Source organism: Halomonas sp. NO4 (assembly GCF_010994375.1).
Classification (GTDB): Bacteria; Pseudomonadota; Gammaproteobacteria; order Pseudomonadales; family Halomonadaceae; genus Halomonas.
Window position 1 is genome coordinate 19,149 of the sequence record NZ_WHMA01000028.1, and the last position, 16,060, is coordinate 35,208.

13 protein-coding genes and 1 pseudogene are annotated in these 16,060 nt (G+C 69.2%); 4 read left to right on the plus strand and 10 right to left on the minus strand.

The genetic code is table 11. The features are described 5' to 3' along the window. Window positions 1–3: 3 nt before the first annotated feature. Together FEF15_RS15275 and FEF15_RS15280 are read right to left on the minus strand one after the other, a co-directional pair. Window positions 4–612, minus strand: a complete 609-nt coding sequence (locus FEF15_RS15275; protein WP_163560034.1) for a TRAP transporter small permease — start codon at window positions 610–612, stop codon at window positions 4–6. A gap of 60 nt (window positions 613–672) precedes the next feature. Beyond that, window positions 673–1,749 (minus strand): TRAP transporter substrate-binding protein, encoded by a 1,077-nt coding sequence (locus FEF15_RS15280; protein ID WP_163560035.1) that lies wholly within the window; start codon window positions 1,747–1,749, stop codon window positions 673–675. Between the two features lie 282 nt (window positions 1,750–2,031). Between FEF15_RS15280 and FEF15_RS15285 the strand changes: the two genes are divergently transcribed. The 4 genes from FEF15_RS15285 (at window position 2,032) to FEF15_RS15300 (ending at window position 6,682) form a co-directional block, all read left to right on the plus strand. Further along, window positions 2,032–3,057 carry a C45 family peptidase gene (locus tag FEF15_RS15285; protein WP_163560036.1) on the plus strand — a complete coding sequence of 342 codons (1,026 nt, stop codon included), beginning with the start codon at window positions 2,032–2,034 and terminating at the stop codon, window positions 3,055–3,057. Window positions 3,058–3,209: 152 nt separating this feature from the next. Next, window positions 3,210–3,680 carry a YbaK/EbsC family protein gene (locus FEF15_RS15290; RefSeq protein ID WP_163560037.1) on the plus strand — a complete coding sequence of 157 codons (471 nt, stop codon included), beginning with the start codon at window positions 3,210–3,212 and terminating at the stop codon, window positions 3,678–3,680. Window positions 3,681–3,804: 124 nt separating this feature from the next. Continuing rightward, complete coding sequence (locus FEF15_RS15295) at window positions 3,805–5,565, plus strand: chloride channel protein (protein ID WP_163560038.1); 1,761 nt, start codon at window positions 3,805–3,807, stop codon at window positions 5,563–5,565. Next, window positions 5,552–6,682: an ABC transporter substrate-binding protein gene (locus FEF15_RS15300; protein WP_163560039.1), complete on the plus strand. Its 1,131-nt coding sequence runs from the start codon at window positions 5,552–5,554 to the stop codon at window positions 6,680–6,682. The genes FEF15_RS15295 and FEF15_RS15300 overlap by 14 nt, the downstream gene beginning before the upstream one ends. A gap of 22 nt (window positions 6,683–6,704) precedes the next feature. Here FEF15_RS15300 and FEF15_RS15305 read toward each other — a convergent pair whose 3' ends face one another. The 8 genes and pseudogenes from FEF15_RS15305 to FEF15_RS15340 form a co-directional block, all read right to left on the minus strand. Then, complete coding sequence (locus FEF15_RS15305) at window positions 6,705–7,829, minus strand: acyltransferase family protein (RefSeq protein ID WP_163560040.1); 1,125 nt, start codon at window positions 7,827–7,829, stop codon at window positions 6,705–6,707. 103 nt (window positions 7,830–7,932) lie between these two features. Continuing rightward, complete coding sequence (locus tag FEF15_RS15310) at window positions 7,933–8,367, minus strand: GFA family protein (RefSeq protein WP_163560041.1); 435 nt, start codon at window positions 8,365–8,367, stop codon at window positions 7,933–7,935. A gap of 65 nt (window positions 8,368–8,432) precedes the next feature. Further along, window positions 8,433–9,446, minus strand: coding sequence for an ABC transporter ATP-binding protein (locus FEF15_RS15315; protein ID WP_205598555.1), 1,014 nt, complete (start codon window positions 9,444–9,446; stop codon window positions 8,433–8,435). Then, window positions 9,443–10,429: an ABC transporter ATP-binding protein gene (locus FEF15_RS15320; protein ID WP_163560042.1), complete on the minus strand. Its 987-nt coding sequence runs from the start codon at window positions 10,427–10,429 to the stop codon at window positions 9,443–9,445. The genes FEF15_RS15315 and FEF15_RS15320 overlap by 4 nt, the downstream gene beginning before the upstream one ends. Beyond that, window positions 10,429–11,769 carry an ABC transporter permease gene (locus FEF15_RS15325; RefSeq protein ID WP_205598556.1) on the minus strand — a complete coding sequence of 447 codons (1,341 nt, stop codon included), beginning with the start codon at window positions 11,767–11,769 and terminating at the stop codon, window positions 10,429–10,431. Before FEF15_RS15325 ends, FEF15_RS15320 begins: the two co-directional genes overlap by 1 nt. Beyond that, window positions 11,766–12,887, minus strand: a complete 1,122-nt coding sequence (locus FEF15_RS15330) for an ABC transporter permease (RefSeq protein WP_163560043.1) — start codon at window positions 12,885–12,887, stop codon at window positions 11,766–11,768. The genes FEF15_RS15325 and FEF15_RS15330 overlap by 4 nt, the downstream gene beginning before the upstream one ends. Continuing rightward, entirely contained in the window at window positions 12,884–15,469 is a 2,586-nt protein-coding gene (locus FEF15_RS15335) for an ABC transporter substrate-binding protein (RefSeq protein WP_163560044.1), read from the minus strand. The genes FEF15_RS15330 and FEF15_RS15335 overlap by 4 nt, the downstream gene beginning before the upstream one ends. Window positions 15,470–15,804: 335 nt before the next feature. Beyond that, window positions 15,805–16,060, minus strand: a pseudogene (locus FEF15_RS15340) (IS256 family transposase); the annotation flags it as partial.

Sequence of the window (16,060 nt, forward strand, 5' to 3'; positions counted from 1 at the left end):
AATTCAGGCACCTCCATCGTGTCGGGAGAGGGTATTGGGGTCGCGCATCAGGCGCAGGCACAGCCAGGCGCGCCACAGGGCCACCACGGTGATCAAGGCGGCGCAGAGCACCAGCGAGACGTTGATCAGGTTCCAGGGCACGCCGAGGATGGCGGTGCGCCCGGTGGAGCGGCTCATCACCAGGTAACCGCCCCACAGGATGATGACCATCAGGCCGGTAATGATCAGGTGCTGGAGCAGGTAAAGCGCATAGGCGGCGCGCGGCTTGAGCTTGCGCACCAGCAAGTCCACGGCGATGTGTTCGTAGCGCACGAAGGCGGCCGCCGCGCCGATGAAGATCAGCCAGATGAACAGCATGCGCGCCAGCTCGTCGGCCCAGGGAATCGAATGGTTGAGCAGCGAGCGGCCGATCACGTTGGCCGAGACCGAGACGATCAGGGCGATGAGAATCACCGCGATCAGTTGCTCCATGACGAGCGTGACCCAGCGGAACAGGGCCGGGCCCTGACGGGCCTCGATATCGATCTCGAGCGGCGCCCGGTTGGGGTCCTCGAGATACACCTCGGGGTCGACCGCGTCGCGGTCAGAGGACGTGGAAGAATGGGGGGTCATGCCGAACTCCGAGACAGGCCAGGGTACGGCCCCTGGCCTGTCGTGCGCGAAGGGAGGGAATTACTCGTTCATGGTCTCTTCGACGATGGCCTGGACCTCGGCGATCAGATCCTCGCCGATGCGCGGGCCCCATTCGTCGTAGACCGGCTGCACGGCCTCCTGGAACGCGGCAACCTGGTCGTCGCTGAGGCGGTTGATCTGCATGCCGCGATCCACGAGCTGCTCGCGCGACCAGTCGTCATACTCCGCGGAGAGCTGAATCTCGTAATCCGCCGACTGGCGCGCCGCCTCCTGCACCAGCTCTTGATACTCGGGTGCCAGGCCGTCCCAGGTGCGCTCGGACATCATCATGATGAACGGCGTATAGACGTGACGCGTCTCGGAACCGTAGTCCTGCACCTCGTAGAAGTTGGAGGTCAGGATGGTGCTCCAGGGGTTCTCCTGGCCGTCGACCACGCCCTGCTCCATGGCCGAGAAGAGCTCACCGAAGGCCATCGGCGTGGGGTTGGCGCCCAGCGTCTCCCAGATGGAGAGGTGCACCGGATTCTCCATGGTGCGGATGGTCAGCCCGCTGACATCGAGGCCCCCCACGTCCTCCGGGGTCTCCACCGGACGCACGCTGTTGGAGAGCTGACGGTAGCCGTTCTCGGAGAAGGTGAGCGCCTTGATCCCGGTGTCATCGAAGGCGTCGAGCATGCCTTGGGCGACGTCGCTCTGCATCACCGCCACAGCGGCCTCGCGGGTCGGCAGCAGGAAGGGCAGGTCGAAGACCGCCAGCTCATCGACGTAGGTGGTGGCCGGCGAGGAAGAAGGATAGCTCATGTCCAGAGTGCCGGTCTGGAGCATCTCCATCATCTGGACGTCGTCGCCGAGCTGGCTGTTGGGGAAGACGTTGACGGTGATCCGCCCCTCGGTGCGCTGGTCGAGAATCTCGGCGAAGTACTGGCTGGACAGATACTGCGGCGAACTCTCGGCCAGGCCGATCCCCATGCGCAGGGTGTGGCTGCCATGGTCACCGACCACCTCGCCGTCGATGGCGGGCGGATCGGAGAGGTCCGGCGACTGGGCATGGGCCATGCCCAGCGTGAGGGTGGCCGCGCCGGCCAGAGTGAGCGTGCAGCGCCAGATGGCTGTCATGGCGTGTCTCCTTTGCAACGGATTGTTGTTGGCAGTTGACGATGCGGAACCGATCCGGCGAAGCCGGTCGCCGCCGGGCCCAAGCGGGCCGTTGAATGTCCGTCCTGGGAATTGTTACCGGTAACATTCCTCTCGAACTTAGTTCCGCCCGCCGGGGGTGTCAATGCGCAATGCCACGCTTACGACCAAGGTCGGATTCGCTCCGGCCCGGTCCGTTACAGACATGACAGGGCAGCCCCCAGCCTTCAGAGTAGCCCTATTCCCCGACCCCGGAATCGCCACATGAACGACGACACTCCACTGGACTGGCTCGAGACCCGAGGCAGCCACCATGCGCTCGGCCTGGCCCTCGGCCGCAAGGGACGGGCGGCCGTCCACGAACGGTTGCGCCACAGCGATCTCTGGCGCGCCATCGTCGCCCAGGCCGATACCCCCGCGGTGGCTCGCATGCACGCCCGTAGCGAGCGCCACTTTCCCTGGGTGATGGCGGAACTACGCGGCCTGGCGGAGGGGCTCGACCTGCCGCTGGGCGAGGTACTTGCCTGGCACTGCCGCGGCGAGCTGCTGGCCAGCGCTCCGGAGGGCTGCACCACCCTGCTGCTGCCCGGCGACACGCCTTGCCTGGCCCACAACGAGGACGGCCTGCCCTGTCTCGACGGCACGGCGTTTCTGGTTCACGCCCGGCCGGATGACCAGCCCGGCTTCCTGTCGTTCTGCTATCCCGGCTCCCTGCCGGGCCACACCTTCGCCCTGACCCAGACCGGCCTGGTACAGACCGTCAACAACCTGCGCCTGACCGGCATCGTGCCCGAGGTGCCGCGCATGGTGCTGGGCCGCGCCATGCTCGCCCAGCCCTCGGTGGCCGGGGTACTCGAACTGCTCGAGGCTGCCCCGGCCAGCGCCGGTTTCCACTTCAGCCTCGCCCGGCTCGGCGAAGCGGGCCTGACCAGCGTGGAGTTCGGCGGCGGCACGATGCGCCACCGTCCGGTCTCCACTCCGCAGCTGCACGCCAATCACACGCTCTACCACCCAGCCGGCCAGGTCACCACCCGCTCATCGGCGGACCGTCAGCGCCGCGGTGAGGCCCTTCTCGCCGCCGGCGTGCGCGACCCGCTCGCCCTGCTGCGCGACACCGGCGGCGACGGCCTGCCCATCTACCGCCGCGCGCCCGACGACCCCGACGAGGAGAACACTCTCGCCACCGCCTGCTTTCGGCTGCTGCCCGACGACGTGGCCTGGGAGGTCCATCCCCCAGGACAGGCCCGCCACTGGCGCGGCACCCTGCGCTCGTTGTTCGCGTGCGGGTGATGCCGCGCTGAGCCTCAGCCCACCGCACCAGAGGCTTCTTGGGAGGCGAGCCAATCGGCACAACAGCTATGCTGAGGGTATGGAATCAATGCACGAAGGGAGGCATCTCATTTCGTCGATCATCGGCCCCCGTGGCCGAAGGAGCACATCCCATGGCCATCCCCATGACCCTAAGGGAGTATCTCAGGGCCTGCGACATCGACTACGAGGAGGTGAAGCACCCCCGGGAAGTGAGCACCAGCCGCCTGGCCCAGCAAGTCCACGTCACCGGTGACCAGCTGGCCAAGGCCGTCATGGTCCATGGCGACTCGGGATATCGCGTCGCCGTGCTACCCAGCAGCTGTGACGCCGATCTCGACAAGCTCTCGCAGCTGTTCAACGAGAAGGTCGATCTCGCGTCCGAAGACGAGATCGTCAGCCGCTTCAGCGACTGCGACCCCGGCGCCACCATCCCCGTGGGCCAGGCCTACGGGTTGCAGGTCTACATCGACGACCTGCTTCGCCAACAGCCGGACATCTACTTCGATGCCGGCGACCACGAGACCCTGCTGCACATGAGCGGCAATGAATTCGAGCGCCTGATGGGCAACAGCCCCCACGGCGCCTTCAGCCGCCCCCACTGACGGCCAGGGGCTCTTCTCTCACGCGGCCGCGGCGTCCCGTCGCGGCCGCGTGCGTTGAAGGGTCCCGGAAATTCATTCGGACCCGCCGCTTGCCCCGGCACGCCTCCCCGCCTACACCTTGAGCATGGAGACGCATCCCGCACGCCAGGCAGCCGCCCGTGGCCCGATGGGCGTCGTGCGCTTCCTGGCACTGGTGCTGCTGGGAGCGCTGGTCGGCGGTGTGGCGGCCGTGCTGGCGGCGGGGTTCGTCAACGCGGTGCTGTGGCTCAACGAGGTGCTGCTGATCTCGCCGCGCAGCCGCATGATGTTCGACCGACCCGACCTGCTGCTGATCGCCACCGTGGCAGTGCCCGCCCTGGGCGGCCTCACGGTGGGGCTCTTGCACCGCGCCATTGCCGAGCGGCGCGCCCACACCCCGGCCGACGTCATCGCCGCGGTCCAGACCCGGCGCGGCCGCCTGCCGGCGCGTGCCGGCAGCCTCTCGGCGCTCTCCGCCCTGGTCTCGCTGGGTGCCGGCGCCTCGGTGGGCCAGTATGGCCCCCTGGTGCACCTGGGCGCGTCCCTCGGCTCGCTGGGCGCGCGGCTGCTACGCCTGGGCCGCTCGGAGGACAACATCACCATCGCCTGTGGCGTGGCGGCGGCCATCGCCACCGCCTTCAACGCCCCCCTGGCGGGCATCGTCTTCGCCCACGAAGTGGTGCTGCGCCACTACGCCCTGCGGGCCTTCGCCCCCATCGCCGCGGCCGCCATCGTCGGCTACGTGATCGCCACCAGCGTGCTGGAGCGCGGCGCGCTGTTCCACGTCGCCGACACCGCCGTGCCGCAGCCCTGGGAGTTTGCGCTCTTTCTCGCCATCGGCGGCCTCGGCGCCCTGGTCGCCGGTGCCTACATGCGCGCCATCCTCACGGTCGGCCGCCTCGCTGCGCGCCTGCCCCTGGCACCTAGCCTGCGCCCGGCGGCGGCGGGCGCCGTGCTGGGTGTCACCGCCCTGTGGGTGCCGGACATCCTGGGCATCGGCCAGGAGACCCTGCGCTTCGCCACCATCGCCGGCGCCTACGGCAGCGGCGAGCTGGTGGTCGTGCTGGTGCTCAAGATCGCCGCCACGGCGCTGTGCCTGGGCATGGGCTTCAGCGGCGGCGTATTCAGCCCGGCACTGGTCATCGGTACTCTGTTCGGCGCGCTGTGCGGCAGCTTGGTAGGCGAACTCGGCGCCCTCTCCGCAGACACCTTTGTCTACTACGCCGTGTGCGGCATGGTGGCCGTGACCGCCCCGGTGATCGGCGCGCCCTTGACCAGCCTGCTGATCGTCTTCGAACTCACCGGCAGCTACGCCCTGACCACTGCCGCCCTGGCCAGCGTCACGCTCGCCAGCCCCATCGCCGCCCAGCTGTTCGGCCGCTCGCTGTTCGACATCCAGCTTCAGGCGCGCGGGCTGGACCTCTCCGCGGGACGGGGGCGGGCGGTGCTCCAGGGCATGCCGGTGGGCGAGCACCTCAGCCGCGACGGCGTGACCCTGGCACCGGGCGTCGCGGTGGAGAATGCCGTGGCGCAGCTGGGCCGGGCCGGCCACGGCGAGGCGTACCTGGTCGACTCGGCGGGCCGCTACCGCGGCTGCGTGACCCTGGCCGACCTGGAGGCGGCAAGGCTGGCCGGCGACCGCGCCACGGTGGGCGAGGTCGCCACCACCGAGCGCCCGGTACTGACGCCCGACAGCTCGCTGTGGGACGCCATGGCCTCGCTCGAGGGAGTGACCGGGGAAGCGCTGCCGGTGGTCGACGCCGCCGACGGCGAGACCTTCCTGGGCGTGGTGTTCGAGGCACGCATCGCCCGCGCCTACCTGGCTCACAGCGACGAACTCCGACGGGAGGAGCATGGCACCGGCTAGACGACACCGCGGTGGCCTCGGCGCCCTGCTGCTGGGCCTGAGCCTGACACTGAACCCGGGCCTGGCGCCGGCCGCCGACAGCGAGGAGAGCGCCGAGGCCCTGACCGTGCTGAGCTGGGGAGGCGCCTACGAGCGCGCCCAGCGCGAGGCGTGGTTCGACCCGTTCACGGCCGAGACCGGCATCCCCATCGAGGCGGCACGCTATGACGGCGGCCTTGCCGGGCTACGCGACGCCGTCGCCAGCGGCGAGGTGCCCTGGGACGTCATCGATATGACGCGCAGCGACGCCATGGCCGCCTGCGCAGAGGGCCTGCTCGAGCCACTGTCCCCCAACCTGCTCGCCCCGGCCCCCGACGGGACCCCGCCGGAGCGGGACTTCCTGCCCGACTCCTTCGGCCGCTGCGCCATCACCCACACCCTCTTTGCGACGGTGGTCGCCTACCGCCGCGACGCCTTCCCCGGCCAGCGCCCCACCGCCATCGGCGATCTCTTCGACACCCAGCGCTTCCCCGGGCCGCGCGCCCTGCAGCGCACCCCGGCGGTCAACCTGGAGTGGGGCCTGCTCGCCTACCGCGTTCCCCGCGAGGAGCTCTACGGCCTGCTCAGCACCCGGCGCGGGCTGGCCCTGGCCCTCGACAGCCTGGAGCGACTCGACACCATCCGCTGGTGGGAAGGCGGCGAGCAGCCGGTGGAGTGGCTGCTGGAGGGCGAGGTGGTGATGGCCTCGGGCTACAACGGCCGCTTCTTCGATGCCATGGTGCACCGCGATGCTCCCATCGAGATTCTCTGGGACGGCCAGGTCCAGGAGCACGAGACCTGGGTGATCCCGCGCGGCGCTCGCCACCCCGAGGCCGCGCGGGACTTCATCCGCTTCACCACCACCACCGAGCGTCTCGCCGAACTGGCGCGACGCATTCCCTACGGCCCGGCGCGACGCTCCGCTACCCGCCAGGTAACCACCCACCCAGAGACCGGCCAGGACATGCGCCTGCACCTGCCCACCCACCCCCTCAACGCCGAGAACGCCATCGTCAAGGACGAGGCCTGGTATGCGCGCACCCAGGAGCGTATCAGCGACTACTTCCGCGACTGGCTGGCCGCACACGCCGACGAGTGACCCTTGCCGGCCGGTGCGCGCCTCACTGGCGCTGGCGTATCCAGCCCACCAGGGCGATCCAGCCGGCCGAGCCCAGGATCAGCGCCAGGGCGATGCCCAGCACCTGCGGGTAGCTGTAGACCTGCCAGGCCTGGAGCAGGAAGCGCAGCACCAGGAAGATCGCCACGATATGGAAGATGAAGGCCATCAGCGCATCGGAGCCGATGACGGTGAGCGGGCGCCAGGCGCGCGCCGCCCGCTCGCCGCCCCACAGGCAGAGCGACAGGATCATCAGGGCGCCACCCAGGCTGAACAGCATGAAGGGTAGGGCCGGCGGGTGCTTGCCATCGTTCCAGGCCACCGCCTCCAGCGCCGCCTCGAGCGCCGGCAGCGACACCGCCACGAAGGCCAGCAGCAAGGCGCCGCCCGCCCCGACCAGGGCCAGTACCAGGCGACGGCGCCACGCCGACCGTGCATCGCTGCGCAGGATCGCCTCGCCGATCAGCAGCCCCAGCATCACCAGCGGCAGGCGTGAGAGCTGGCCCCAGACGTAGTGGTCCTCGTCCTCGACGAGAAGCGCCTTGAGGGGCTCGTTGCCCCAGAAGGCGAAATGGCGCTCCAGCCAGCCGGCAAGCAGCGCCACGCCCACCGGGGCGAGCAGCCGTGCGGCAAGCGGCAGACGACGCCACAGCGGCAGCCCCCAGGGCAGCCACAGCAACGCGATGGCGTAGAAGCCCAGGATCTCGACCCAGATGGGGAAGCGCTGGTACAGCAGGGTATCGAGGATGTCTTGCGGCGCGTACAGCGGCAGCATCTCGACCACCGTGAGCACCTTGTACCAGAACAGCACCTCGAGGCCGCGCAGCAGCAGCTTGAGGCGCCGGCGCGGCCAGTCCGGCGCGTCGGTGTGCGGCAGGAAGGCCACCGCCAGGGCGACCCCGAACACCGTGATGAAAAGTGACGAGGCGAACTTGGTGAGCAGGTGAATCGGCACCAGGCCCCAGTCGGGCAGTTCTCCGACACCCAGCAGGCCACTGGCCGTGTGGCTCAGGATCATGAGCGCGATGGCCACGCCGCGCGCCAGGTCGATCGCCGCGATGCGCCTCTGAGCCGCCGGCAGCACCGGCCGCTCTGCCAGTCTCGCTGCGATCGCCTGCCCTTGACTCATCCGGCAGCCTCGTCGTGGTCACGCGGCGTCGCTGCCAAGGGCCGACACCAGGCAAGCGACGCGCCGAGCCCTTCGCCGCCCGGCCGTCGCACTGAGCCCTGCGTCACTCATCCAGTGTCTGGCCCGAACCCCCCATCTCCGCCGGGACGTCCTTCAGCTTGGGCAGGCCGTCGCGCAGCGCCAGCACGGACTCCTGGTAGTGGACATGCAGCCCCGGCGCGAAGGGAAAGTCGGGAATGACCGCGGCGTAGACGTCGATCAGCCCCATCTCGGGGTGCTCGGTCATCACGTGGCCGCCGCAGGTCTGGCACCACTGGCGACGACTGGCCGGCGTCCGGCTGTAACTGGCCAGGTTGTCGGCCCCCTGGGTGATTCGAACGGCATCCGGCTTCCACAGAGTGAAGGCGTTTACCGGGCCCGCCGACCACTGCCGGCACGATTCGCAGTGGCAGTAACCCATGCCAGCCGGCTCGCCGGTCACCTCCACCTGCACGGCGCCACAGAAACAGCCGCCCCGGTAGCTCTGTGCGTTGCTCATGGCACACCTCCCCAAGATACCTGACTTCGTCGATTGCCCCATTCAGTGTAGCCACCCGAGGCCGCTCAGCGATGCAGCCAGCAGGCCGAGCGATGGCCGTGGCGCGGCTCGAAGTCGGGCGGGTCGTCACGGTCGCAGAGCCCGGCCATGAAATGCGGGCAGCGCGGATGGAAGCGGCACGCCGCGGGCGGATGCAAGAGGCTCGGCGGCTCGCCCGCGGGGACCTCGCGCAGGCGGGTGGCATTGGCGGCGTCGGGGTCGGCCAGCGCCGCGAGCAGCGCCTGGGTGTAGGGGTGCTGCGGGTGGTCGAGCAGGTCGTCCACAGAAGCGCTCTCCACCACCCGGCCGGCGTACATGACGAAGATACGCTCTGCATAGTGGCGTACGGTGGAGAGGTCGTGGGTGATGAAGGCCAGCGTCAGCTCGCGCTCCTGCTGAATGCGCCACAGCAACTCGAGGATCTCCACCCGCACCGAGGCGTCGAGCATCGACACCGGTTCGTCGGCGATCACCAGCGATGGCGCCAGGATCAGGGCGCGGGCGATCACCACCCGCTGCTGCTGGCCGCCGCTCAGCATGTGGGGAAACTTGCTCAGGTACTCCTCGGCCGGCGACAGGCGCACCTCCTCGAGCGCTGCGCGAATGCGCCGCTCGCGCTCGGCGCGCGCCTTGACGCCATGGATGATCAGCGGTTCGGCGAGAATGCGCCCGACGTCGAGAAAGGGCGGCAGCGCCCCGTAGGGGTCCTGCTGGACATAGCCCACCTCGGCGCGGTACGCCTTGAGCTCACGCCCCTTGAGCGCCCCCAGCGAGCGTCCGCCGAAGCGCACCTCGCCCCGGGTGGGCCGGTGCAGGCCGAGCAGGGTTCGCGCCAGCGAGCTCTTGCCGCAGCCGCTCTCACCCACGAAGGCCACCGCCTCGCCGCGTTCGAGCGCGAAATCGACCCCGTCCACGGCGCGCACCGAGCCCACGCGCAGGAACCCCCACTGGCGCAGCTCGAACCAGGTGTGCAGCCCCTCCACCGCCAGCAGCGGCGACTCACCGGCGCTGCGGGTCTCGGCCATCTCGCGGTTGCTCATCGGCCACCTCCCGGATTGCCCTCATTCTCGGCATGCAGCCAGCAGCGCGCCCGATGCCGCTCGCCTAGACGGAAGGCGGGCGGGTCCTGGGCGCAGCGCGCGAAGCGATACGGACAGCGTTCGGCGAAGCGGCAACCGCCGGGCGGATCGAAGAGGCTCGGCGGCTGGCCGGGAATCGGCTCCGGGCGGGTGCGCTGGCGCAGGCGCGGGACGCTGGCCATCAGCATCTGCGAATAGGGATGGGCCGGCTCGCCGAAGAAGCGCGCGGCATCGGCGACCTCGACGAGCTGGCCGGCGTACATCAGTGCCACCCGGTCGGCCAGCTCGCTGGAGGTGGCGACGTCGTGTGTGATCAGTATGAAGCTCGTGTCCAGCTCGCGCTTGATGCGCTTCAGGGCGTTCATGATGCTCGCCTGGGTGAGCACGTCGAGCGCCGAGGTGGGCTCGTCGAGAATCACCAGCTCCGGCTCGGCGACCAGCGCCATGGCCAGCACCACGCGCTGGCGCATGCCGCCGGAGAGCTCGAAGGGGTAGCGCGCCAGGAAATCCGTAGACACTCCCACTAATTCCAGCACCTCCACGGCCCGGTCCAGGGCGCGCTTGCGCGACCAGCCGTGCAGCACCCGCAGCGGTTCGGCGACCTGCTCGCCCACCCGCACCACCGGGTTGAGGGCGTTCATGGAGGCCTGCATCACCAGCGCCAGGCGCGACCACTGCACCTCGCGGCGGAAGCGCTCGTCGGGCAGCGCCGACACCTCTACCTCGCCCAGGCGGACCCGCCCGCCCTGGTGGGCGACGTTGCGCGGCAGCACGCGCATCAGGGCCTTGGCCAGCGAGCTCTTGCCGCAGCCGGACTCGCCCAGCACCACCAGCGCCTCATTGCGCCTGATGTCGAAGCTGATGCCATCCACGGCCCGCACCGTCCCCTGGCGGGTCCGGTAGTGCAGCGCCAGTTCTTCCACGCGCAGCAGCGTCTCGCTCATCACAGGCTCCTCAGCCGCGGATTGAAGACACGGTCCAGGGCGAAGCCGAGCATGGCGAAGCCCAGCCCGGTGAGCATCAGCAGCACCGCCGGCGATACCACCCAGTAGTAGTAGCCGTTGTAGAGCGCGCTCTGTTGCTGGGCGTCGTTGAGCACCTTGCCCCAGGTGGGCAGCAGCGGGTCGCCGAGCCCCAGCACGGCCAGCGACGCCTCGAGGAACACGAAGGTGGGAATCAGCGTGACGAAGGTGGGGATCAGCACCGGCAGGATGCGCGGGATCAGATAGCGCAGCACGATGCGCCCGTTGCCCGCCCCGTACGCCTGGGCCGCCTCGATGTAGGGCGCCTCGCGGATCGGCAGCAGCATCGCCCGGTACATCTTGATCCCGGCGCTGAAGATGCCCAGCACCACCACCACCCCGAGCATCAACCAGATGCTGGTGGAATACAGCGTCCCGACCATGACAAGGATCGGCAGCATGGGCAGGATCATGTTCACCTCGGTGAGGCGCTGGATCGCGGCGTCCACCCAGCCGCGATACCACACCCCCACCGCCGCGATGACCAGGGTGGTGATGGTGGTGCCCACCGCCGCCAACAGACCGAAGGCCAGCGCCACCGGCGTGCCCCACATCAACGCCAGGCTCAGATCACGGCGCTGGTGGTCGGTGCCGGCCAGGCCGTGCACCTGACCGTAGAGCACCAGATCGGCCGTGAGGCTCGCCTCGGCATCGAACACCACCGCATCGAGGAGCAGCGTGTAGCGCCCCGGCAGCACCTGCGGCTCCTCTTCCCTCCTGGGGTCGGCGAGCAGCCCGATGTGCGGCACCAGCCCGCCCAGACGGCGCTCCAGCGCGCGATCCTGGGAGAGCGCGATGCGTTCCCGCTCACCCAGGCGGTGGCCGCCGAGCGCGATCTCGCGCCCGTCCGGCGTCTGCCACACCAGCCGCACGAAGGGGCGCTGGTCATGTCCCTCGGCGCGCAGGAAGAGGTTCATCTCACTGGGAAAGCCGCCGGCATCAAAGTCGAAGGCAAGCGGGATGCGCAGGCGGCGTCCGCCCTCGAAGGCCCGCGACTCCACCTCGGCCGCCTCGCTTGACACGGTGCGGGTGCGCGGCGCCTCGCCGCCGGTCAGCCGGTCGAGCCAGACCGGCCCGGCATTGACCGGGTGGCGCTGCCACACTTCACCGCCGCGCCACTGGGCCAGCGCCTCGGAATAGGGGATGGCGATCACCGTGTAGAGCGACAGCCCCACCAGGGCGGCGATGATCGCCATGCCCACCAGCGCCGAGGGGTAGCGACGCAGCTCGCCAAGGCCCTCGCGCCACCGTCCGCCCATCATCGCTGACCTCCTTCGATGCGCACCCGCGGGTCGAGCAGCGCATAGAGGATATCGAGAAGGAAGACCGTGACGGCCAGCAGGTAGGCAAAGATCACCACGCTGCCGATGATCACCGGGGTGTCGCGGTGGCCGATGGCCTGGAAGAGCAACGAGCCCAGCCCCGGCCAGTTGAAGACCTGCTCGAGGATGATCGCGCCGCTCCACAGCCCGATCAGCATGAGCAGGAAGCTGGTGATGATCGGCGACAGGGTCGGACGCAGGATGTAGCGCCGCTCGATCAGCCGCGACGGCAGGCCCTTGGCGCGGGCCATCTCCACGTAGTCCTCGCTGGCATGGATCAGGAAGAAGGTGCGCCAGGAATAGATGGAGATGAAGATCTGCGACAGAAACATCGCTGCCACCGGCAACAGCAAGTGGCGCACCAGGCTACCCGCATAGGCCCAGTTCGACTCGGGCGGCGGCACGGCCACCATGCCCCCGGCCGGCAGCCACGGCACCACGAAGGCGAACAGCAGAATCAGGAAGATACCGTAGAACCAGCCGGGCGCCGCCGAGGTGGGCGCCAGAGCGACGACGCTGCGGTCCAGCGCGCTGCCGTAGCGCCGCGAGAGAAACAGCGCCACCAACACCGAGGTGAAGAACACCAGCAGGTTGGCGGTGCCGAACAGCAGCACCGTGGCCGGCAGGCGCTCGACGATGATGTCGTACACCGCCCGGGAGCCGCGGTCGCTGTGCATCTGCTCGGCGCGCCCCAGGTCGAGGCGCATGGCCTGCTGCAGGTAGTCGACGCTGCGCACCATGAAGGGCTCGTCGAGGCGCAACCGCTCCACCTCCAGCGCCACCTGGCGCTCTATCAGCTCGTGGCGCTCCTCGGAGGAGAGGTCCTGGAACGCCGGGTCGGCCCGCACCGCCTCGGCGGCCTCGCTGCGGATCTGCACGCGGCGCAGCTCATCCACCTGGCCACCCATGTTGGCGATGACAATGGTCAGGTAGACCCCCACCAGCACGGTCACGAAGAGCGCCAGCAGCCGCTTGGCGGTGTACAGCAGCAGGCGCCGCAGGTCGCGCAGCCAGCCGCGGCGGGCCGGCCGCTGGATCGGGGCGGGGCTCTGGCTCATGGCACGACCTCCAGGCCGCCCGGCGGCACGGTGGCGAAGACATGCGAGGCGAAGGTCGGCAGGGCCACCCGCTGGCTGGTCACGGCGATCTCCAGGCTGTTGGCGCCGGTGCCGAGTCGGGCCAGGGTCTGCGGGGTCAGGGCGATACGCCAGCGCCCCGCCTCCCGGGGCCGGGCCTCGTCGCGGGCGACCAGGTTGCCGCGCCCGTCGAACAGCAGGTACTGCACCTCCTCGATCGCCTCGCGGGGATAGGGCTCGCCCTGGAAGGTGATCTCGAGATCGAAGCGTACCGCGCTCGTCTCGTCATCGTCCTGCTGAGCGTCGCCCTCGTCGGGCAGCGCCGACCGGTGGGCGGGCGAGACGCTTTCCACCACCAGGGGCCCCTCCAAGTCGAGTTCGGGCACCATGGGCTGGCTGAAGCGCAGCCACTTGTCGGCCGGGTCGGGGAACGCCGCGAAGCGCTCGAGCACCAGGCTGCCCGCCACGGGGTGCACCGAGGCGAGCTGGAATGGGCCGCTGTCGACCCAAAAGTGGTCCCGCTCGGCGTGCCAGTCGGCGAGCGCCCGGTAGCGCTCGGCCACCTCGTTCTCGCCGACGAGATCGCCCAGCACGGAGGCATAGGGCAGCGTCTCGTCCGCGCGCGCCGCCTCGAGATGCCGCGCGAGGATCGGCACGCTGGGCCCGGCCACCAGGCTCATCCAGTCGACCTGCAGGCGGTCCGCCTTGTTGGAGGAGAAGGCCAGCTCGCCGCTGCGCTCGGCCAGGATGCCCAGCGCCAGGGTGTGCCAGGGCTGGGGCTGGGGCGCGCGCGACGCCGCGATGGTCTCGGCGTCGGGGAAAATCTGGTCGCTGTAGATGTCGATGACCAGCGGATCGCGGGAGACGATGTGCCAGCCCCGGAAATGGCGCTGGAAGGCCTCGAAGGTCGGCAGGTGAGCCACATCGAACAGCGGGCTCGCCTCGTCGGCCCGCGCGAAGGTGAGAATCCAGGGCATCACGATATCGGCCAGCGAGAACCGCGAGCCGTCGTGCCAGCGCCGCTCGAACAGCGCCTCCTCATAGTTCACACGCACCCGCGTGCGGGCGGTGATGCCTTCGGGGTGCTTCTCGCCCACGCTGACGAATGCCTGGGCCTCGCTGTCCCAGTCGATCCAGGCCGCCTCGGGCACGGGGATCTCGTCGACCCGGTTCACGTCCAGCCAATCGAGGGTGCGCACGACCGGCACCGACTCCTGCACGGTCACCTCGGCGCTGTCGATCCGCTGGGGGCGAAAGAGGCCGGTGAAGGGGTCGGGCAACACCACCGGATCCTGGGTGGCGCGGAGGATCATCTGGTCGAAGATCCAGTTGCTGCCCGCCACCGGGTTCCAGGGCTCGGTGAGCAGCCCCGGGGTGCCGAACACCATCTCGCCCCCCACCCGGTCGGTATAGCGCAGGGTGTAGGGCCACAGTGCCGAGCCGGAGAGCCCGCCGGCGAGGTCGACCGCCACTTCGACATTGGCGGCCCGCGCCGAGACGTTGAGCTGGTCGACCAGCCAGACCCGCGCGGAGTTCTCCATGGCGAGCTCCAGGGCGCGGGCCATCATCGCCTGGCGCTCCTCCCAGGTGGCGTAGTCGCGACGCTGCAAACGCTCGGTCAGCTCATCGAACTCGGGGGATGGCTCGTAAGCCTGCCACAGCGGCTCGGCGCGACCCCGCGGGGTGTAGTAGAAGCTGAACACCTGTGCCTGGTCGCGCTGGATGGCGATGGCGATCCAACTGCCCGTGTAGAAGTGCCACTGGCCGGCCGCCGGATCGGTGGCGATCCAGATGCGCGAGGCCTCCTCCGCCGTGCGGTAGCGCCGCTCGACCACGAACCCCAGGTCTTCCAGCAGGTTTGCGATGTAGTCGCCCACCTGTCGGCGCGCATCTTCGGTCCGAATCAACCCGATCAGCCGCACCGGCTCGCCGTCGTAGTGCCACTGGCCGTCGACCCGCTCCGCGCCCAGCGCTTCCATCTCGCGGAAGATCGTCTCGCGCGCCGCCTCGGGGTCGTGGGCATAACGCAGCTCCAGTTCGCGTGCCACGCCGGCCAGGCGTGCATAGTCGGGAAAGGCGGTGGAGAGCGGCAGAAAGCGCGGCACGGCCAGGCCGCCGTAGAGCTCCTGGGCAACGTAGTCGCGATCCACCAGGCGGTTGAGCGCCTCGCGGATGGCCGGCACGTGGAAAGGGTTGAGCCCGCCGGTCTCCAGGGTGGGGCCGGCCGGATTGAGCGTCAGCTCGCTGGTAGTGCCGTAGGCGACGTCGTAGTCCGCCTGCAGCGAATCGCGCAGTTGGCGAAACACCGTGGGGTTGGCGATCCCCTGGCCGAAGACCTGGATCTTGCCGGCTTCGATGAGCCCGGTGACGCGGCCGACGTCCGCCTCTTGGGTGAAAACGACCCTATCCACCAAGGCACCGCGGCGCCCCTCGAGCTCATCCGCCGTCAGGTCCTCGTCGACTGCCGGCGCGGCCGGCGGTGGTGACGACGACGGCGGTCGCACGGCCACCACGACGATGCCCACCACGACCAGCGCCAAGCCTGCCAGCACGAGACGTTTCATCGCTTCACCGCCGGATTTCCCCCTGGGTGTCCTGTTGCCTCTACCTACACCCTAGGCGAGATGGCCAGTGAAACACTGACCGCGCATTCAACGAGTCGCGGTTGGTACTCGCCCAGCCAATGCAAGTCTTGCTTCCCGTGCCCTTTGGCTACCGCCCAAGCCAGGTGAAGAAGCTCCTGCTTAACCACCACAGCTCGTTGAACGAGCTGACCTGCTTAACTAGGCCAACCCCACAGGAAGCGGGCGAGGCATTTACTGCCATTGTCTTACAACCGCACCGCAAATGGTCACAGACAGCCTATCAACGAGTTATTGTCAATTCTGGTGGATGGCGGTCAGGCCGCATTCCTGTCTGACTGATCGGTTACCTGCTCTCCATCCTGGAACTTGACGTTGCTGACGACCAGCTCCAGTTTCTGGAAATGCTTGATGCGCCTCCAGCGCTTCTGAGCGCTCTGAAGCAGCTTGAAGACCATCGCCAGGGTCGTCGCCCGGGAACCGCAGTTCCGGCTGCGCTTACTCCGTAGCCGGACCGTGGCGAAGGTCGACTCGATCGGGTTGGTGGTGCGGATATGCACCCAGTGCTCTGCC